General features: G+C 43.8%; 15 protein-coding genes and 1 tRNA gene. 10 read left to right on the forward strand and 6 right to left on the reverse strand.

The window, feature by feature from the left end:
* Positions 1–2: 2 nt before the first annotated feature.
* Positions 3–1,358 (forward strand): MFS transporter, encoded by a 1,356-nt coding sequence (locus tag H8796_RS14265; protein ID WP_117935192.1) that lies wholly within the window; start codon positions 3–5, stop codon positions 1,356–1,358.
* 133 nt (positions 1,359–1,491) lie between these two features.
* Here H8796_RS14265 and H8796_RS14270 read toward each other — a convergent pair whose 3' ends face one another.
* Positions 1,492–3,057 carry an ATP-binding protein gene (locus H8796_RS14270; RefSeq protein WP_117935190.1) on the reverse strand — a complete coding sequence of 522 codons (1,566 nt, stop codon included), beginning with the start codon at positions 3,055–3,057 and terminating at the stop codon, positions 1,492–1,494.
* A 161-nt stretch (positions 3,058–3,218) separates the two neighbouring features.
* Here H8796_RS14270 and H8796_RS14275 point away from each other — a divergent pair, with 161 nt between their 5' ends.
* The 5 genes from H8796_RS14275 (at position 3,219) to H8796_RS14290 (ending at position 8,129) form a co-directional block, all read left to right on the forward strand.
* Positions 3,219–4,199, forward strand: coding sequence for a site-specific integrase (locus tag H8796_RS14275; RefSeq protein ID WP_309574224.1), 981 nt, complete (start codon positions 3,219–3,221; stop codon positions 4,197–4,199).
* 400 nt (positions 4,200–4,599) lie between these two features.
* Complete coding sequence (locus H8796_RS14280) at positions 4,600–6,921, forward strand: leucine-rich repeat protein (RefSeq protein WP_117935188.1); 2,322 nt, start codon at positions 4,600–4,602, stop codon at positions 6,919–6,921.
* Between the two features lie 121 nt (positions 6,922–7,042).
* Complete coding sequence (locus H8796_RS25415; protein WP_255421189.1) at positions 7,043–7,177, forward strand: hypothetical protein; 135 nt, start codon at positions 7,043–7,045, stop codon at positions 7,175–7,177.
* On the forward strand, positions 7,177–7,458 hold the full coding sequence (locus tag H8796_RS25640; protein WP_370449213.1) for a hypothetical protein: 282 nt from the start codon (positions 7,177–7,179) through the stop codon (positions 7,456–7,458). Before H8796_RS25415 ends, H8796_RS25640 begins: the two co-directional genes overlap by 1 nt.
* 368 nt (positions 7,459–7,826) lie before the next feature.
* Complete coding sequence (locus H8796_RS14290; RefSeq protein ID WP_117935184.1) at positions 7,827–8,129, forward strand: helix-turn-helix transcriptional regulator; 303 nt, start codon at positions 7,827–7,829, stop codon at positions 8,127–8,129.
* A 57-nt stretch (positions 8,130–8,186) separates the two neighbouring features.
* Here the strand turns inward: H8796_RS14290 and H8796_RS14295 are convergent, their stop codons facing one another.
* Positions 8,187–10,304 carry a BT4734/BF3469 family protein gene (locus H8796_RS14295; protein ID WP_187343814.1) on the reverse strand — a complete coding sequence of 706 codons (2,118 nt, stop codon included), beginning with the start codon at positions 10,302–10,304 and terminating at the stop codon, positions 8,187–8,189.
* An 86-nt stretch (positions 10,305–10,390) separates the two neighbouring features.
* The gene (locus H8796_RS14300; protein ID WP_117935182.1) at positions 10,391–10,621 is read right to left on the reverse strand and encodes a DUF4248 domain-containing protein; all 231 of its coding nucleotides are present in this window, start codon (positions 10,619–10,621) and stop codon (positions 10,391–10,393) included.
* A 194-nt stretch (positions 10,622–10,815) separates the two neighbouring features.
* Between H8796_RS14300 and H8796_RS14305 the strand changes: the two genes are divergently transcribed.
* Genes H8796_RS14305 through H8796_RS14315 form a run of 3 tightly spaced genes read left to right on the forward strand, consistent with a single transcriptional unit; the run spans position 10,816 to position 11,953 of the window.
* Positions 10,816–11,319 carry an HU family DNA-binding protein gene (locus H8796_RS14305; protein ID WP_117935180.1) on the forward strand — a complete coding sequence of 168 codons (504 nt, stop codon included), beginning with the start codon at positions 10,816–10,818 and terminating at the stop codon, positions 11,317–11,319.
* A gap of 36 nt (positions 11,320–11,355) precedes the next feature.
* On the forward strand, positions 11,356–11,523 hold the full coding sequence (locus tag H8796_RS14310; protein ID WP_187343815.1) for a hypothetical protein: 168 nt from the start codon (positions 11,356–11,358) through the stop codon (positions 11,521–11,523).
* Positions 11,510–11,953: an N-acetylmuramoyl-L-alanine amidase gene (locus tag H8796_RS14315; RefSeq protein WP_117935178.1), complete on the forward strand. Its 444-nt coding sequence runs from the start codon at positions 11,510–11,512 to the stop codon at positions 11,951–11,953. Before H8796_RS14310 ends, H8796_RS14315 begins: the two co-directional genes overlap by 14 nt.
* Positions 11,954–12,017: 64 nt before the next feature.
* Here H8796_RS14315 and pflA read toward each other — a convergent pair whose 3' ends face one another.
* The 3 genes from pflA to H8796_RS14330 all read right to left on the reverse strand — a co-directional run bounded on the left by pflA (position 12,018) and on the right by H8796_RS14330 (position 18,279).
* Positions 12,018–12,746 (reverse strand): pyruvate formate-lyase-activating protein, encoded by a 729-nt coding sequence (pflA, locus tag H8796_RS14320; protein WP_117935176.1) that lies wholly within the window; start codon positions 12,744–12,746, stop codon positions 12,018–12,020.
* A gap of 17 nt (positions 12,747–12,763) precedes the next feature.
* On the reverse strand, positions 12,764–14,992 hold the full coding sequence (gene pflB / locus H8796_RS14325; RefSeq protein WP_117935174.1) for a formate C-acetyltransferase: 2,229 nt from the start codon (positions 14,990–14,992) through the stop codon (positions 12,764–12,766).
* 164 nt (positions 14,993–15,156) lie between these two features.
* The gene (locus H8796_RS14330; protein WP_117935173.1) at positions 15,157–18,279 is read right to left on the reverse strand and encodes an ATP-binding protein; all 3,123 of its coding nucleotides are present in this window, start codon (positions 18,277–18,279) and stop codon (positions 15,157–15,159) included.
* Between the two features lie 242 nt (positions 18,280–18,521).
* Here H8796_RS14330 and H8796_RS14335 point away from each other — a divergent pair.
* Positions 18,522–18,606 (forward strand) — tRNA-Ser (locus H8796_RS14335).
* Positions 18,607–18,792 lie beyond the last annotated feature (186 nt).

Below are 18,792 nucleotides of genomic sequence, written 5' to 3' on the forward strand. Positions count from 1 at the left end.
ACATGCTGAAACAACTAATCAACTTTTACAAGGTCTCTTCACCGAGACCTTGTAATGGGGAGTCTTTGTCCTCCTCCGAAGCCCGTCGCCTTAAATACCTGAAATGGTCTACTTTCCTTTCAGCCACTTTCGGTTACGGTATGTACTATGTTTGCCGTCTTAGTCTGAATGTCGTAAAGAAACCCATTGTGGATGAGGGTATCTTTTCGGAAACTGAACTGGGCATTATCGGCTCTGTACTGTTTTTCACCTATGCCCTCGGCAAATTCACGAATGGTTTCCTGGCCGACCGCAGCAATATCAATCGTTTTATGACCACTGGTTTGCTGGTTACGGCTTTGGTTAATCTTTGTCTGGGTTTTACCCATTCGTTCCTCCTGTTCGCCATACTTTGGGGAATTAGCGGATGGTTCCAGTCTATGGGAGCCGCATCTTGTGTGGTAGGCCTTTCCCGTTGGTTCACGGATAAGGAGCGGGGTTCCTACTATGGATTCTGGTCTGCCAGCCACAACATCGGTGAAGCATTAACCTTTCTGATTATTGCCTCCATCGTCAGTGTGCTGGGCTGGCGTTACGGTTTCTTCGGGGCGGGTGTTGTGGGGCTGATTGGCGCACTGATTGTCTGGAAGTTCTTCCATGACACTCCCGAAAGTCAGGGCTTTCCTCCTATGAATGCGCCCGAAGAGAAAAAGGAGATGAGTGCCACAGAAACGGCCGATTTTAATAAAGCGCAGCGACAAGTCCTATTGATGCCTGCCATCTGGATACTGGCTCTTTCGAGTGCTTTCATGTATATCAGCCGCTACGCTATCAATAGTTGGGGCGTTTTCTATTTGGAAGCCCAGAAAGGCTACTCCACACTGGATGCGAGTTTTATTATTTCTATCTGTCCGGTTTGTGGTATTATCGGTACCATGTTTTCGGGAGTCATTTCAGATAAGCTGTTTTCCGGTCGTCGTAATATTCCTGCTTTAGTATTCGGATTGATGAATGTTTCCGCTCTTTGCCTGTTCCTGCTTGTTCCGGGCGTACACTTCTGGATAGATGTACTTGCCATGGTACTTTTCGGGTTGGGTATCGGAGTGCTCATCTGTTTTCTGGGTGGACTGATGGCTGTCGATATTGCTCCCCGCAATGCCTCTGGCGCAGCATTGGGAGTGGTGGGTATTGCCAGTTATATTGGAGCCGGTTTACAAGATGTGATGAGTGGTATTCTGATAGAGGGTCAGAAGACGGTTCAGAACGGAGTTGATGTTTATGATTTCACGTACATCAATTGGTTCTGGATTGGTGCGGCTCTGCTGTCAGTACTCTTTGCATTGTTGGTTTGGAATGCAAAATCAAGAGAGACGGATTAGCTTCAGGTATATTAGGTTAGATTGAAAAAAGCTTGTTTCTAAAAGAGGATAACAAATGTTTATTCTTAATGGTATTGGTTTTTATTTCGGGAAGTTCATAGCTACGATTCTTCCCGAAATATTTTTATTATATTTATGTCGTTTCTACCAGCCAACGATTAATATTGCGAGTTTCCGCACTAAATTCCACACCGATTTTTATTATTTCCCGGTGGTCTTTCTGATAAGGAATTAGATATCCTTTCTCGTCGATCTGCTTCATTGCTTCTTCTGCGGTCCCATTTAATTTGAACTCAAACACGTAGATATATTCCGGTGTTTTAACCACAGCATCGGCACGTCCACGGGCGCTGCGTACTTCCGCTTCTGTGAATTGTCCCATCAGTTTGAATACGAGATAGAAGATAACCTGATAATGACGTTCGGTCTGGGCATTCAATTCATACGGGATATCGGCAAAGAAAGCTTCCAGGCGGGTGAGGAAAGATTCGTAATCACCTGTGCGTAATTCCTGAACGAATTTTCCGATATAAAATCCCTGATCGTTGTTCTTCATTGGAGTGTAAAATGGAACAAGGAAATTAATGAATCCGTAGCGCACTTCATCATTCGGAAAATCAAGTAGATAGTTCTGAAACTCTCTGTCATAATCCTTAATAGTCAGATATCCACTTTGATAAATCAGCGGTACGGGATTATTAGCATCCATTCTGTATTCTGCAAAAGAAGAAGCAGGTGCTTCTATACCATTTAATAATGTACGAAGATCATACTCACTTTTTTGCAGTAGTTCAACCAAGAATGTCGGTGTACCAGTTTGGAACCAATAGCTGCCCAACTCCAATTTGCTGAAAGCATTCAATACACTGAACGGATTGAATACTCCTGCACCATCCGGATGAAAATGATAGCCGTCATAATTGCGTTCCATTGCAGTGACTACCTCTGCCGGTGTCTGATTGTTTTTGAGACCGAAAGTTTCAATTTCGGGTTCGAAAGTACTTTCCAGTTCTTCGCGGGTGATACCGCAAAGCGTGGCGTAAGAATAATCTAGACTAATATCATTCAACTGATTCAGATCACTGAATACGCTGACTTGAGAGAACTTTGTAACTCCTGTCAGGAAAACAAAACGGAGATATGGATCGGCACTTTTCAACACTCCATAAAAGGCTTTCAATGTCTGGCGATAGTCTTCAAGTAATTCCAAATGGGTAATTGCCTGCAAGAGAGGCTTGTCGTATTCATCCACCAGCACAACTACTTGCTGCCCTGTTTGCTCATAGGCGCGATAAATCACTCCGGCAAAACGTCCGGACAGGGTGTTCTCGTCAATTCCTTTTCCATATTGGAGTTCCCATTGGCTTAGCTGGCGACTAAGTATTTCGTGTAATTTTTCACTGCTATCATATTTTTCTGCATTCAGGTCAAGGTGAAGCACAGGATATTCGTTCCATTCTGTCTCCATTTTTTCGATGGCAAGACCCTCAAACAGTTCTTTTTTACCTTGAAAATAAGCCTTGAATGTGGAAAGCAAAAGGCTTTTGCCAAAGCGACGAGGTCTGCTTAGAAAATACGGTTTTCCCAAGTTAGCCATTCGCCACATAAGTGCGGTCTTATCCACATAAAGATAATTTTTCCTACGGATATCTTCAAAAGTCTGTATACCAATAGGAAGTTTACGCATCAGATTGTACATATTCTATGTATCTTTGAATTTTCCTCATCAAAGATAGTGATAATTTCTATATAATAATTGTATTTGCGTAAACAACTTCCCTGTTTCTTTTTTCTCTTTGTACGCAACGAGTTGAATCTTTGCAGACGAGAACAAAATAATAAATCCTAAAAACAGTTGGAATGATGAAAACAGAAAGTTTTACGAATTACATGAGTCGGGTGATTGAAAACCTGAAAAAGGAAGAGCGTTATGGGACGGCTTACATTTACAGCTATGCCCTCAAGGCGCTCCGTATTTATAAAGGGAAGAATGATTTACCTTTCAGTGTCTTCAACAAGATGGAAATGAAGCATTTTGAGCAATACCTGCTCAATAACAAACGAAGTTGGAACACCATTTCCACTTATTTCCGCGCTTTGCGTGCCGTTTATAATCGGGCAGTGGACGAAGAAATCATAAAAGGAGAACTTCGATTGTTTCATCATGTATTTACAGGCGTGACTTCGGAAAAGAAACTGGCGCTGGAAGTCAGTGAAATGCGTGAACTGATAGCGAAAAATTGCAGCCGGACAATGCTTGGTGAAACAGGGCTATCCCCAAGTCTGCAACGTGCGCGTGATTTGTTGACATTGATGCTGCTACTACAAGGCATTGGGTTTTCTGACCTCATCCATTTGCGAAACGTGAACCTGAAGAAGAGCGGTGGAAAACAATATTTCCTACACTTCCGCCGACAGAAGACAGGTACGGAACTAAATATTCAGGTTCCACCGGAAGCGATGGCAATCATCGAGCGCTATCACAGCAAAGATTCCTTCTCCCTTTATCTGCTCGATTTGCTTGACGGACGAAGCAGGGGAGAGGAAGCGTATGGCGAATATCGCCGACAGCTGCGAATATTCAATTATAACCTTTCCCGCCTGGCCACGCTTTGCGGTGTGGACTCTCCTGTCAGCTCCTATACCGCCCGCCACACCTGGGCGACGCTGGCAAAATATTGTGAAGTCCCCGAAGAAGTCATTTCCGAGGGATTGGGACATTCCTCCCTCGAAGTGACACGCACTTATCTGAAGCGTTTTGAAAACGAGAAACTTAGTAAGGCTAATTTGATAATAATGGATTACGTATTTAAAGGAAATCAGAGGCTTTGGAATAGCTGATAGAAACACCGGAAACGGCAAAATAAAGACGTTACTTGCTAAGTAACGGAAAGGCATGATGGTTCGGCAAATATATGAAATATATGGATGAATGATTCCTTTTTTTATTGATTTTTTACTCACAAACAAAAAAGACTATAAAAACACAACTCCAAAAAGCTCTTATCACATATTAAATATAGGTTGAGCTACGAAAAATACAAAATTCTTCTCTATCCGCTTCCCTTCACTTTGGTGCAGACTACTCTTCTTGTGTATATTCTTTTACGAGAATTACAGTAAATGAGATGATTACAGTGCGCAGCGCCCTGTTCTGACTGTAGAATCTGTTTCCGTTACTTAGCAAGTAATTCAAGGCAGGTATGGTAATCATTTATTTAATAACAAAACAAAGTAAAGTATGAGAAGAAACAGTCTCTGTTTGATGCTACTATTCGTAGTAATGGCTATTGGGTGTGATGACGGCGAGCTTGTGCAGCTGCAAAGAGATGTAAAAGATCTCCAGTCGAGAGTCACAACACTGGAAACGTGGTGTAACACGGCAAACACACAAATTTGTGCATTGCAAGGACTTGTCACTGCATTAGAGCAAAAAGACTTTGTGACAGGCGTTACCCCGATTGTGGAAAATTCAAAAGAAGTGGGCTACACTATTTCTTTCAGTAAAAGCGGTCCTGTCACCATTCGGCACGGAGAAAAAGGAGTGGATGGAGAAAAAGGTACGGATGGCATTACTCCCGTCATCGGTGTGAAGCAGGATACGGACGGAAACTATTATTGGACGGTGAAAACAGGCGATGCCGCACCGGATTGGATGCTTGATGCCTCGGGAAATAAAATCTCCACTACCGGTGCTGACGGTCATTCCCCCGTCATCAGCATTGCCGAATTCGAAGAATGCTTCTATTGGAAGATAGATGGTGAATGGCTGCTTAATAATGGCAAGAAAGTACCTGTGACAGGCGAACAGGGAGATGCTATTTTCGCAGAAAATGGGATCGACTATACCACTGACTCTGCAAACGTCATCTTTACGCTTGCCGATGGAACAACGAAAATAACGCTTCCCAAATCAAGTTTTGTGACGGTTGGCTTTGACAGCTACGAGATTTTCTATGCTTCGGCAACCAACAACGAAATCACTCTGACGCTACCGTCTACTCTCAAAGAAGAAGATTATACCACCCTGGCAGCTACCGTTACCAACGAAAGTGGGACAGGCATGGACGTTCAAACCCGCTCTGCCGCCACGCAGGAAGTATGGGGTGTGCAGATCACTAAACCGAGCTTCGCAGGAGGTGCTGTTGTGGCGGGAAGTGCCAAAGTGACGCTCACCGCACCTGCCGACATCAAACTCTCGGCGACAGCCCTGCTGAAAGTAACCATTACCGATAAAAACGGCAAAGAATTTACCGTTGCCCGCCCAGTGAAATATTTTGATGGGGTGATCGCTGAAAGTACGGCAGGCAATTTGAGTACTGTTGTTACAGATGGATCTGTACGCAAACTCGCCATTAAAGGCAGCATGAATGCGGACGATTTTGCATATATCAAACAATCGCTGAATGCATTGGAGGTATTGGATTTGTCGATGACCGATCTGACCGTTATGCCCAACCGTGGACTGGCTTTTTATGACCCTCAACCGGTGAATACCACTCTCAAACGAGTGGTTCTTCCGGCCACCGTTACCGCGATTGAAGAAGCCGCCTTTGCCAATTGTCGCGCACTGGAAACGATTGATACGGAGAACGCCCGAAGCATAGGAAAATGGGTCTTTGAAAACTGCGTAAATCTGCGCAATCTCCGTATAGGCGAAAAAATGGAAACCATCTACGATGCAGCATTTATGAATTGTACCGCTTTGGGAACTATCAATATCCCGGGAAGCGTGCAGACTTTGGGACGCTGGTTGTTCGAGGGTTGTGAAAATCTGGAAACGATCACTCTCAACGAAGGAGTACGGAATCTTTCACCGAGCACATTCTACGGTTGCGGCATCAGGTCAATCTCCATCCCCTCCACCGTGACCGAAATTCCCGACTGGACATTCCAGGAATGTCACAATCTAGAGCATATCACCCTGCATGATAGAATTACGTCGATAGGAGAATCCGCGTTTCTCCGCTGTTACTCTTTGAAAGATTTCCGCATCCCGAAAGGAGTCACCGTAATTCGTAACAATACTTTTGATTCTTGCCAGAGCTTGCAACGTGTGACATTTCATAACGGTATAACCGAGATTCAAGAACGGGCATTTGGCTATTGCATTAATTTGGCAGGAGATCCGGTGGGAGGATATCTTACGCTTCCCTCCTCATTGACGACTTTGGATAACGGAGCATTCCAAAACTGCAATAGCCTGTTGGCTGTTGATATGTCGGAAACAGCCGTTACAGCTATACCGGAGTATCTTTTTGCTCATTGTGAAAAGCTTTCTGCCATCACTTTGCCCAATAATTTACAGTCAATAGGAGAATGGGCGTTCACTTTGTGTCCAATGGCATCAATTGCATTGCCCGCCAGCGTGACTTCCATAGGCAACTATGCTTTCTGGCAGTGTGCACAGTTGAAATATGTTTATTCCAATGCTCCGACAGCCCCTACTATTGGTGCGCAAACATTTGATCCTGAATGCAAAACGGGCCGTACAGCGTATATTCCATCAACAGCCAATTATGCCTCATGGAGTAGCTATTTTGACTCAATAAGAAATTTGTAAATAATTAAGTTTAACTTTTTGCATCAATTAGTTAAACAAATATCTATCTTTGTCATTCCGGAAATACCGCAGCTTTCTGCCTTTTCCGGAATGGCTTTTTTATAACTAAAAGGATTGTTTTATGGAAAATTCATTTAATGATGAATTGTATTGTTCGTTGAAAGACGAACTTCGTGAAGTGAACGCACAAATTGATGTGCATAGTGAACAATTGATGAACTTGCTTGACCAAAAAAAAGAATTATCGGTCAACTGATTCGGGAAGTAAAGTCGCAGACGCCTGCTGCCATAGAATACCGGGGAAATCCGAAAAGGTATGTCACCGTTATTCTGAATGCCATTGACCGGGGGCGCCTGACTTATGACGGGGCTTCTAATAGTGAACAAACCATTCGCGCTTTGTCAACAGTGATAGATGTGATAAGTCCGAAAACGGGCAAACCGCTTAGTGTGGAAACACTGGTCTCTTACGAGAAAAAAGAACATAGTGGAGATTTCAAAGATTATTGTGAAGGAGATTTCGACAAACTTACATAGAGTAGTGAGTTGATTTAAAAATGTGGCGGGAAATTTGAAAAAGACAGTTGTGTTTTTCAGATTTCCCGCCGCCTTTTTTAGAAAACAAATAAAAAAGTGTCAGGTGTGACAGAGGATTTATAACATTCGTATATTTTTTATTAGAATAAAAAGAAGAAACATAAAAAGATGAAAAGTTGAAATTCCTCTGTCACACCTGACACTTTGGGGAATGAGTAAAATGAAAAATAATATAAAAATGTTGATTTTGTTGTATAGTTGAACAACAATCCGTATATTTGCAGTATGGAAAAGAAACGTAAAATCCGTACATACGGAGGTTACTTTGAGGCTTTCTGAAAGAGCATTAAAAATAAAGGAGGAGTATTATGCAGATAAACAATCATCAGCTAGTAGATTATGATGTAGTTCTTGATGCAAAATTTGGAGCAGAAGGAACTCCGGAACGTGCCGAAGCAGAAGAAAAAGCCTATGCTTTCTACACTGGACAGATTATTGAAGACGCACGAAAAAAGGCTAAAATAACCCAGGCTGAATTAGCCCGGCGTATTGGTTCCGACCGTTCTTATATTTCGCGGGTAGAAAGTGGACAGACAGAACCTAAAGTGTCTACTTTTTATAGGATCATGAATGCTTTAGGCTGTAGAATCGAATTTACTATGTCTTTATAAAAACAAAATGCAGAGTGTTATTAAAAGCTCTGCATTTTTGTTTTTGAAAATCAATATTTATTCATATAACCTGTTTGATTTTACTTGTTCTATATCGATGATATACACAGCGTATCTTTTTCCGTTATTTCCTCTTTTAAAGTCAAAGTTATGCTTGGACATCACTTTCCCTAATTGGATTTTTGTATTTGTCGAATATTGATAGCCGGTACGTTCCCGAATAAGTTCCGCTATTTCGGTTACCGTCAAATGAGATACCTTATCAAAACGTTCCGGTTTGCGAATGTGTGTGAGCACCAGTTCTTCTTCCGGTGAATGGAAAACGAAATCCTCATTATTTTCTTCAATCCGTTGATTTTCCGACTGCGTGAACCAATACTGATAACCCGGTTTATGGAGCAGATACTTTATTTGCGCATACAGCTGTGTATAATTGATTTCTATAAACTTGATAGAGTCGGCATGAAAACAAAGGAAACGGCGGTTGCCCGTTGTATCGTGCAGTACCTCCTGATAATTGCACGTTCCCGCAAAAGAAGCAGTGTGAGGGAAATTTTGCGAACGGCGTGCATACGGCAAACGGATACTAATCACTTTGCGGGTGACCAAATCCTTGAAAGTGTTCAGATCACGCCCGCTCATTCCTTCGAACTCATCGAGGTTGATAAGCATTGCCTGCGCTATTTTGGCCAAATCATCTTTATTATTCGGATTGATAAGACCGGTGGAAAGATAGGCGCGCAGTTCGGGTGGCAGCAGGTTGTTGATGAATGTTGTTTTTCCGATATTCTGTATCTCGCTGCATAGTAAGAGTACCGTGTGGTTTACGATCTCATCTTGAGTGGCGGCAGCACACATTCCTACCAGATAACGCTCCAGGCACTCTGCCCAAAAGCTCTGATGATTGGTGCGGACACTGTCCGCCAAAATACGGATATAATCCATCCCGTCCCATTCAGGCAGCAAATCAAAATACTCACGGATGGGGTGATAACTTACACTGAAATCAGAGTATATTAAATTCTGAATCATTTTCACGTTGCAGGCATATCCTAACTCGTTTATCTCCATCCAGATACTGTTCTCCATTTTGTCATCCAGAATGCGGAAAGGCTCCGGCTGCTCTGTGTCGGCTACCATTCGGCGGTATTCCATGATGTGGAGCAGCTCATTATAACGCGTTTCGTAGCATTCGCTGATATGCTGTTCTATCTGCAATATCCGTTTCTGTGTATTATTCAGTTTGCGCGTGTTGAACTCTTCCGTGTGCGTGTAAGCACTGGCAATCAACGAATCCGTTTCGTCTGCGGGGAGGTCGGTAAACTGGCTTTTGATAAACGCTACCGCTTCTTCTTCGGGGATGCCGTGCCGGTTGTATGTACACGCAAGATGATGCAGATAATTGTTCCGGTTTCCGATGATATACTTTTCAGACTTATTATGATAATAATTCAACGTCACCATTAATGCAGCGTGCGAAGAATGATAGTTGAGTGCTGTTTCTTCACTCATCGGGTGGCTGCCTTGTGCAATTTCCTGTTTTTTCTTTTCGGATACCTTCTTTTTCTTTTGAGATTTATAAAATATAGGTGGCTGATCTACGATAAAAGCACTCGCATCGGGATTGAAGTAAATATTCGGATCGTGTGAAAACAAACAGGTACGCCCTACATCCTGACCGGACGTGTCGATTTCTACCTCACAGAGCCGGGCATAGAAAGAAGCAATTTTGTTGTAAGCGGCAGTATGGAAATCTTCTATTTCCTGAATCGTTTCAGGCAATGTTCTGTCCGGGCGGCATACACGTACTACGATTTTCAGTCCCATTCCTTTTGGGCTGATAAAGGCGATGCGGGTGTGCTCACATCCTCTTGCCAAAGACAGGATGCGTATCAACTCTTCTTGATTCTGGTGGTCGATGTCTATCACGATGTATCCTTGGTATCTGATGAGTGTGGCGTTCGAACGTCCGCCCCGGTAGCTGGCCGAGAAGGTGACAGACGGCAGCTCTTTCTTTTTCTCATTGGCTACTTTCTCTCCCTGTTCCTGAAAACTGCGGCGTATATCCTCAATCATAAACTGATATTTTGAACTGCCGATAGTGGATACAATCTCTTCCTCGGTCATTTCTGCTATGATGCGGTAGAAGTCGCGGAAAATGGTGAAATGTTTCATGTCTTTATTTCGTTGTTTTTTCGGTTGCAAAGAAACTTCTTTACGGTGGTTTGTAATGAAACTTTTGAAAAAATAGTGATAAGTTATTAGGGCTCTCCCAAATAATGCACAATGGTCTGTACCTGTTTCGGAGAGAGCAGTCGGTTGCGTGCGCGATAGCCTTCTTCTTCGAGTTCGTGCAGGAGAGGGAGATTATAAACAATCCATCGGCGTAGAATTTGTAAAGCTACTTTTTGGCAGACGGTGGGATTGTAGAGATGAGCCAGTTCCGCTTTGGTATAGGTGCGGATAAGGAATGGGTTTTCTTTGTAATTCATGACTGTTTATTCTTGTTTTATCCTATAAAGTTACTGAAAATAAATGGTTTATCGAAAGGAAAACCTCACTTTTATTCATTGGAAATCAGGAAACTTCGTTGGGGAATATCAACAATGAAAGAGGTCGTATATTTGTGTCGTTAACAAGAAAGGAATGCATTCCGAATGTACGAAAACTTTAAAATGATTAGATTATGGCAATGACAGTTTCTTATTCCGTAGTGCCGCGTAAGAATCCCGCAAAGAAGGATGAACCGGCAAAGTATTATGCACAGGCGCAGGCGTCGGGCGAGTTGGATTTCGAAGAGTTGTGTGAGGCGATTACCAGTCGTTCCACCTGTACGGAGACAGATGTGCGCGCAGCGATTTCCGGTATTCTTTATGAAGCGAAACGCTCGCTGAAAGCCGGACGCATTGTGAGGTTGGGCGATTTGGGTAGTCTGCAAATCGGGCTGAATAGTGAAGGTGCGGCATCCGTCAAGACCTTTTCCGGCTCGATGATTAAGGGGGCGCATATCATTTTCCGTCCCGGAAAAACGTTGGCGGAATTGATGAAGATTCTTAGCTATCAGCAAGTATTGACACGTGCGGTGGCGCAATCGGGTAGTGGCGATGATGGGGGAGATGGTGATGATGACGACAAGGGTTCCGGCAGTGGTTCGGGTGGTGGCGGCGAAGCTCCGGATCCGGCTGCCTGATATTCCTTTTTTTGATAACATTAATTCTTGGAAAAAATGAAAGAGATTGTAAGTAAGATTTTGGAGGTTATCATGTGCCTTCTGCCTTTCTTCGGAAAGAGAAAACGTGACAGGGTGGTGCGGGAAGTGCGTTATAACGCTACGCACAAGGAAGTGTGCAACGTGAAAACAACGGAAAGGGAGCAGGACGATGAGAAAGATTAATCTGATTGTGATCCACTGTTCCGCCACTCGTGTCGACCGCGATTTTACGGCTAAGGATGTAGATACGGCTCATCGCTTCCGTGGTTTTTCGTGCTGGGGGTATCATTACTACATTCGTAAATCGGGACAGGTGGAACCGATGCGGGATGAAGATATGGTGGGTGCACATGCGCGTGGCTATAATGCAACCAGTTTGGGAGTGTGCTATGAGGGCGGTCTGGATGAAAACGGAAAGGCGGCGGACACGCGTACTCCCCGTCAGAAAGAGGCTTTGCACCGTCTGGTACACGATCTGTTACTGCGTTATCCTGAAGCAAAAGTAGTTGGACACCGGGATTTGAGCCCGGACACCAATTACAACGGAATCATCGACCCGTGGGAACGGATCAAAGAATGTCCCTGTTTCGAAGTGAAAGCCGAAATGAATTGACAGTTGAGAGTTGACAGTTGACAGTGCGCAGCCAATTCTCAATTCTCAACTCTCAATTCTCAATTTAATTAACTACTACCGTAGTGAAGTACTCTTTAAATACCTCCGCAGCTTGTTCAAGTTGTTCGGGGGTATTTTCTTTTACGTCTTTCAGTTTGTATTCTTGTTCCATAGCTTCGTACTTGTGTACGCCTAATGTATGGTAAGGAAGCACTTCCACGCGTTGAATCATTTTGTATGTTCCCATGGCTTCTCCCAGTTGGCGGATATCCTCTTCGAAATCGCTGTAGCCGGGCACTAATACGTAGCGCAGCCAGAACGGTTTTCCATTCTCTTCCAGCCATGCTGCTGTGCGGATCGTTTGCTCGTTGCTTCTCCCCGTCAATGCCTGATGGCGGGCGGGATTGAATTCTTTTACGTCTAGCAATACAAGATCGGTCAGGCGGAAAAGCTCTTCCACCTCTTCATTCCAGATGCCGCCGTTGCTGTCTATGCACACATGAATTCCTTTCTCTTTCAGCTCACGAACCAGTGGGATGAGTGCTTTTGCCTGAAACGTCGGTTCTCCTCCGGAGAAAGTAACTCCTCCGCGCTTTCCGAAGAAAGGGCGCTGGCTCATTGCCATGCGGACAATTTCTTCCGGTGGGGTAGGCGTGCCGCCTTTTCCGGCTATCGTGTCGGGATTGGCGCAATACAGGCAACGGAAGTTGCAACCTTGAAGAAAAACGACGAGCCGTAAGCCCGGCCCGTCGAATGTTCCCATACTTTCGTATGAATGTACGTTTATCGTCATATAGAGTAAATAGATTGTTACATACGTTCGTGGAAGCTACGGCTGATAACCTCCAATTGATGTTCGCGGCTCAACTTCACGAAGTTTACGGCATAACCGGAAACACGGATGGTAAGCTGCGGATATTTTTCCGGATGTTCCATGGCATCATACAGCATATCACGGTTCAGAACGTTTACATTCAGGTGGTGAGCACCTTTGGTGAAGTAACCGTCCATCATGGTAACCAGATTCTCGATGCGGTCTTCCGCGGTAGCTCCCAGTGATTTAGGAACGATAGAGAAAGTGTTACTGATACCGTCCTGTGAGTCGCGGTAACGTAGCTTCGCTACAGAGCTCAAAGAGGCGATGGCACCGTTCTTGTCGCGTCCGTGCATCGGGTTGGCTCCCGGAGCAAAAGCGACACCTTTGGCGCGTCCGTCGGGAGTAGCACCTGTCTTCTTGCCATACATCACGTTGGAAGTGATAGTCAGCAATGAAAGAGTCGGACGGGCATTCTTGTAAACCGGAAGTTTCTTCAATTCTTCGCTGAAGAAATATACCAGGTCAACACCCAGGTGGTCTACCTTGTCGTTGTCATTACCGAAGCAGGGGAATTCGCCTTGAATATCGAAACCTTCTGTCAGGCCGATGTCGTTGCGGCGTGCGGTTACTTTGGCATATTTGATGGCCGATAGTGAATCGAGCGCGATAGAAAGTCCGGCTACACCATAAGCAAGGTTGATGCGTGGGTTGGTATCTACAAGCGCCATTTGGGCTTTCTCGTAGTAATACTTATCATGCATATAATGGATGATGTTCATCGCTTCGTTGTAAACGCGGGCGATTTCAATCAATACCTTTTTATAGTTGTCCATCACTTCCTCGAATTTCAGCGTGTCACTAGTCAGTACGGGGATGTTTTTCACCATAACTGTACCGGTGTTTTCGCAACGTCCGCCATTGATGGCAAGCAACAGGGCTTTTGCCAGATTGCAGCGTGCACCGAAGAACTGGATTTGTTTTCCGATTTCCTGGTAAGATACGCAGCAGGCAATTCCGTAGTCGTCCGACTGGCGTACTTCGCGCATCAGGTCGTCGTTTTCGTATTGGATGGATGAAGTGTCGATGGAAACTTTAGCACAGAATTCTTTGAATCCTTCCGGCAATTCCGGGCTCCACAGTACAGTCAGGTTCGGTTCCGGTGAAGGGCCGAGGTTGTACAGTGTTTGCAGGAAGCGGAATGAGGTCTTTGTCACTTTGGTGCGTCCGTCGTTGAGGCGTCCGCCCAGAGATTCGGTTACCCATGTCGGGTCGCCTGCAAAGATGTCATTATAGGATTGCATACGCAGGTGGCGCACCATACGCAGTTTGATGACAAACTGGTCGATCAGCTCCTGTGCGAAAGATTCGGTGATGGTTCCTTTGCTCAATTCATATTCCATATAAATGTCGAGGAACGAAGAAACGTTACCCAGTGACATGGCAGCACCGTCTTGTTCTTTTACGGCAGCCAGATAAGCCATGTATACCCACTGTACAGCTTCCTGTGCAGTGTAAGCAGGACGGCTCAAGTCGAGTCCGTAGTATTCGCCCATTACCTTCATGTCCTTCAATGCCTTGATTTGCTCTGCCACTTCTTCGCGCAGGCGGATGCGGGCATCAGTCATCGGACCAGTCAGGTTATGCAGGTCTTCCTGTTTTGCTTTAATGAGTCGGTCGATACCATAGAGAGCCATACGGCGGTAGTCACCGATGATACGTCCGCGGGCGTAGTTGTCGGGAAGTCCGGTGAGGAATCCCAGAGAACGGAACGAACGGATTTCTTCAGTATATACGTCGAATACTCCGTCGTTGTGCGTTTTGCGGTAGTGAGTGAAGATATCTTTTACTTGGTCGTCTACTTCCATACCGTTTTCGTGGCAGGCTTTGCTTACCACATTGATACCTCCGAAAGGTTTGATTGAGCGTTTCAGAAGTTCATCTGTTTGCAGACCGACGATCAGTTCGTTTTCTTTGTCGATGTATCCGGCTTTATGAGAAGTGATGGTTGAGACGGTGACATTATCCAGGGAGCGTACTCCATTATTGGCTCTTTCTTCTGCCAGTGCTTCGAGGCAGTGGTTCCATACGGCTTTTGTGCGTTCGGTAGGCCCTTCGAGGAAAGAAGCATCTCCGTAATACGGAGTGATGTTATGACTTACGAAATCTCTGACATTGATTTCAGTGCTCCAAAGACCGTCTTTAAAGATCTTATTTAATTCCATAAATGATAAAATTAGAGGTTGTAGTTATCCTTTTCTTTAGAGCGCACAAAGTTACAATGATTTTTCATATAATCAGCATAAATATGCTCTATTTTATGCTTTTCAACATAAAATACCTAGATATTGCTATTCTTTGGAAATGACTTTCTTTCCCCCTGACTGCATTACATAAAAGTGATATGTTTCATCAGTATGGAGGTGATCTGTCCTTTCAGTTGATTGGCATTGATGGGTTTAGGCATATAAGCGTCAAATCCGTTTTCCATCACTCTCTGTTCGTCCGAAGCATAGGCGAATGCGGTAACGGCTATAATAGGAACCCGTTGGGAGTATTTGCGTATCTCTTTGGTTGCCTCGTAGCCATCCATTACGGGCATGTTAATATCCATTAGAATGAGCTGCGGGTTATGTTCCCTGAATAGGCTTACTGCTTCTTCTCCATTCCAGGCATGTAATAAATTGTAGTCTTTTTTAAGAATGGATTCTATCAGGCGGTAATTACTTCCATGATCTTCCGCCACCAGGATGGTGATTTTTTGCTTCTTTATTTTGATCGGTTCTGTTGCTACTTCCAGTTGCGGAGCTTCGAGCGCGGGACGGTAGGGGAGGGTGAACCAAAAAGTGGAACCCTCTCCGGGGGTTGAACATACACTGATTTCACCTCCCATTTGCTGAACAAGAGTTTGGCAAATAGAAAGTCCCAGTCCCGTGCCTTGTACGAAGTTGTTCAGTTTGACAAAACGTCCGAATACGCTTTCTTGTTTGTCTTCCGAAATGCCGCAGCCGGTGTCAGTCACATAGAAATAAAGTTGTTTGTTGTCGCGTATTTGGTAGCCTATGCAAATGTTGCCTGTTTCTGTAAATTTGATGGCGTTTGTTACCAGATTAATGATAATCTGTGAAATACGGTTACGTTCGGCATGAATATAGCATTCCGGTAACGGAGTCTCGAGAGTGAGTGTGACTTGCTTCTCGGGAGAAAGTTTCAAGCGTAACGAGCTTTCCAACTCGGTCATTACACCGTTCAGTTCGAAGTCTGTGTAGACAAATTCCATCGTACCTGCTTCAATCTTCGAGAGGTCGAGAATGTCACTGATAAGTTGTAAAAGCAGTGTGTTGTTATTCTCGATGATACTGACATATTCTCGTTTCTCCTCTTCTTCCTCGGTGGAAGCCAATATTCCGGAGAAACCGACAATTGCATTAAGCGGTGTGCGGATCTCGTGACTCATGTTGGCAAGGAAAGCCGATTTGAGTCGATTGGACTCTTCAGCGCGGTTTTTAGCGGAAATTAAATCGATTTCCATACTTTTCCGGTCGGTGATGGTCAGCGAGGAACCTACTAAAGTAAGTGGCTGCCCGTTTTCATCATAACTTTCTACGGCTACCTGTGCTTCTATCCAGTCTGTATGTTTTACTCCGTCCACTTCATTGATGATACGGTATTCTATCTTTACTTTTCTAGTGTGTTTGGTAATAAGGCTTGTGTAGGCTTCTTTTACCTTGGGGAGGTCGTCTTTATGTATTTTGGCAAAATACAGTTCGTCGGAAATGAGAAGCTGTTCGTCACTTATTTCGGTGTTCTCATTGCCGGAAACGCCGGTTCTGTTTACGTCATAATGTATGGTATGTGTCTTTAAATCCCATTTCCAGGGGATGATGTTGGCAATATCGAGCGCCATGGATAATTTGTGATTGATAGAGCGCATTTGCATCTGGGCATGGTGCAACTCTGTACTGTCCATACAGAATATATGCATGAATCGTCCGTCGTCACTGGCATTGACCACTATGTCATAAAAAGTATCGATCTCTTTATAATAGTAGGAAAAAGTGATGGAACGTTTTTCTGTCAGGGAAATATTCATGAAATGTAGAAATTGCGGCATTGATTCCGGAAATACTTCACTTCCCCGTTTACCGATCACTTTCTGCTTTTCAAAAAACTTCTTCTCGAAATGTAAATTTACATCTATATATGTAGTGTCTACAATCCGTCCATTCTTATCTTTAATAAGTTCTTCCGTCATGTAAAGAATGGGCATACTGTTGATAATGTTGTAATATTTACCGGTGCTTTCTAACGCTTTGTGCTGGATACGCTTCATTCTTTCGAGTGAGCGAACACGGTAATATTGGAAGCCTAAGAGTAGCAGAATGACCAGACAGCTTGTTCCGATGATGGCATATTCATATTTCTCCCAGAATGTGGGAGGTGCAGCATAGAAAATTGTATTTTGAGGACATTTTTTCGGATCGAGTCCGCGTCGCAGTAGTGACTGATAATTGAATACGGGAGTTGCGTTCCCGGCATTATGGATAGGAATATAGCGGGGTTGCTTTCCGTGAATGACCTCTTTAATGGTGGTTAACATCCGGTTGATGTAATCTTTTTCATTGTAGATATAGCCGCCGACAATGCCTCCTTCTTCCTGAATGCCTACTCTTCTGAATGAAAAAAGAGGGACGGAGGAGGTGGCGATAATACGGTGGGAGTTGCTGGTCATCACCAGATTGTCTTCATAGTCTTTTTTTCGTAGCCAGGAAGAAAATAAAAATCCGGTAGTGAGCGGGTTTTGTTGGCGAAGAATGGTGAAAAGACTATCGGTAGAGGTGTTTTCTGCAGAAATAAACTGATATTCCAATTCCGGATGTTTTTGCCTGATTGTTTCGGAAAGGTCATAATCGTTCTGTTGACATATATATGTACCGTCACCGATATAAACAACTTTCTTCATTTGTGGAATGAGCTGTCTCATGAGTTGCAGATTCTCTTCGATATATAGATTGGCATACAGCATGGTCAGGTTCATCGTCTTTTGTAAATCGCTGATAGGGACACGTTGCTGCGGAGCAAGTGCATGAGCTTGAATGATAAGGCTGTCCGGACCTGTATAATCCCGTTCGCCGCATAGCAGCATAGGAATGTCCGGCCATATCTTATTGAGGTTATCACAAAAAACGAAACTTGCATTCCCTATAAATACCACTATTTTGGGAGAAGTGGAAGGAAGCATCTCGCAGATACTTGCTTCAAATTTATCCACGTCTTTGGCATTTTGCAAAGCAAACATATTCAGATTCATGGTGTATGCTCCTATAGTGCTGTCTTGTGAAGCCATAGTGACAATCGGAGTGATGAAGCCGTTACTCCAGGGATTGGAGTCTGCATAAGCGCTGATGACCAAAATATGGTCGATATCTTTTTTAGGGGTACTGCCTACTAATAAAAGTGTGTTTGTGAGTAGACATATAAAAATTATACTTGTCTTAAATATACTTCCCATACTTCTTTTTTCGCTTATTGTTTATTTTGTGGTGAAAACGTGGCGAAGATATGCATAAAATGCAAATTTGCAAAGGAAAACGGGAATTAATTAATGCCGGACTATGGAGTCATTCTGCCGGCATTATTTTCCATCCTATTTTTATTTTTCGTAAATTTTGTCCTAAAAATATTTGCGTATCAAAAAAAGAGTTGTACCTTTGCACCGCTTTTAACGAAAAGCACTTCTGATAAAGAGGTTCTGGAGAGGTGGCAGAGTGGTCGATTGCGGCGGTCTTGAAAACCGTTGTACTGCGAGGTACCCGGGGTTCGAATCCCTGTCTCTCCGCAATAAACGCTGATAATCAGCAATTTACAAGAATGACGCCCAATTTTACACCCTAAAAAGTAGAATTGGGTGTTTTTGCTTTATTTAATACTTTATTCTTTTATTACTTGTTTGGCTTTGCGCTGTCTTTGGTTGCTTAACTATTATTTATTGTATAATTTGAAAAGGGGATATTGTGTTGTTGAT

Origin of the sequence: Bacteroides sp. M10, from assembly GCF_014334015.1 — a bacterium.
GTDB classification, from domain to species: domain Bacteria; phylum Bacteroidota; class Bacteroidia; order Bacteroidales; family Bacteroidaceae; genus Bacteroides; species Bacteroides intestinigallinarum.

What these genes read in the sequence shown, in the direction of transcription:
- H8796_RS14265 (WP_117935192.1), top strand. Translation starts at nt 3, where the DNA reads ATGCTGAAACAACTAATCAACTTTTACAAGGTCTCTTCACCGAGACCT.
- H8796_RS14270 (WP_117935190.1), bottom strand. Translation starts at nt 3,057, where the DNA reads ATGTACAATCTGATGCGTAAACTTCCTATTGGTATACAGACTTTTGAA.
- H8796_RS14275 (WP_309574224.1), top strand. Translation starts at nt 3,219, where the DNA reads ATGATGAAAACAGAAAGTTTTACGAATTACATGAGTCGGGTGATTGAA.
- H8796_RS14280 (WP_117935188.1), top strand. Translation starts at nt 4,600, where the DNA reads ATGAGAAGAAACAGTCTCTGTTTGATGCTACTATTCGTAGTAATGGCT.
- H8796_RS25415 (WP_255421189.1), top strand. Translation starts at nt 7,043, where the DNA reads ATGGAAAATTCATTTAATGATGAATTGTATTGTTCGTTGAAAGACGAA.
- H8796_RS14290 (WP_117935184.1), top strand. Translation starts at nt 7,827, where the DNA reads ATGCAGATAAACAATCATCAGCTAGTAGATTATGATGTAGTTCTTGAT.
- H8796_RS14295 (WP_187343814.1), bottom strand. Translation starts at nt 10,304, where the DNA reads ATGAAACATTTCACCATTTTCCGCGACTTCTACCGCATCATAGCAGAA.
- H8796_RS14300 (WP_117935182.1), bottom strand. Translation starts at nt 10,621, where the DNA reads ATGAATTACAAAGAAAACCCATTCCTTATCCGCACCTATACCAAAGCG.
- H8796_RS14305 (WP_117935180.1), top strand. Translation starts at nt 10,816, where the DNA reads ATGGCAATGACAGTTTCTTATTCCGTAGTGCCGCGTAAGAATCCCGCA.
- H8796_RS14310 (WP_187343815.1), top strand. Translation starts at nt 11,356, where the DNA reads ATGAAAGAGATTGTAAGTAAGATTTTGGAGGTTATCATGTGCCTTCTG.
- H8796_RS14315 (WP_117935178.1), top strand. Translation starts at nt 11,510, where the DNA reads ATGAGAAAGATTAATCTGATTGTGATCCACTGTTCCGCCACTCGTGTC.
- pflA (WP_117935176.1), bottom strand. Translation starts at nt 12,746, where the DNA reads ATGACGATAAACGTACATTCATACGAAAGTATGGGAACATTCGACGGG.
- pflB (WP_117935174.1), bottom strand. Translation starts at nt 14,992, where the DNA reads ATGGAATTAAATAAGATCTTTAAAGACGGTCTTTGGAGCACTGAAATC.
- H8796_RS14330 (WP_117935173.1), bottom strand. Translation starts at nt 18,279, where the DNA reads ATGGGAAGTATATTTAAGACAAGTATAATTTTTATATGTCTACTCACA.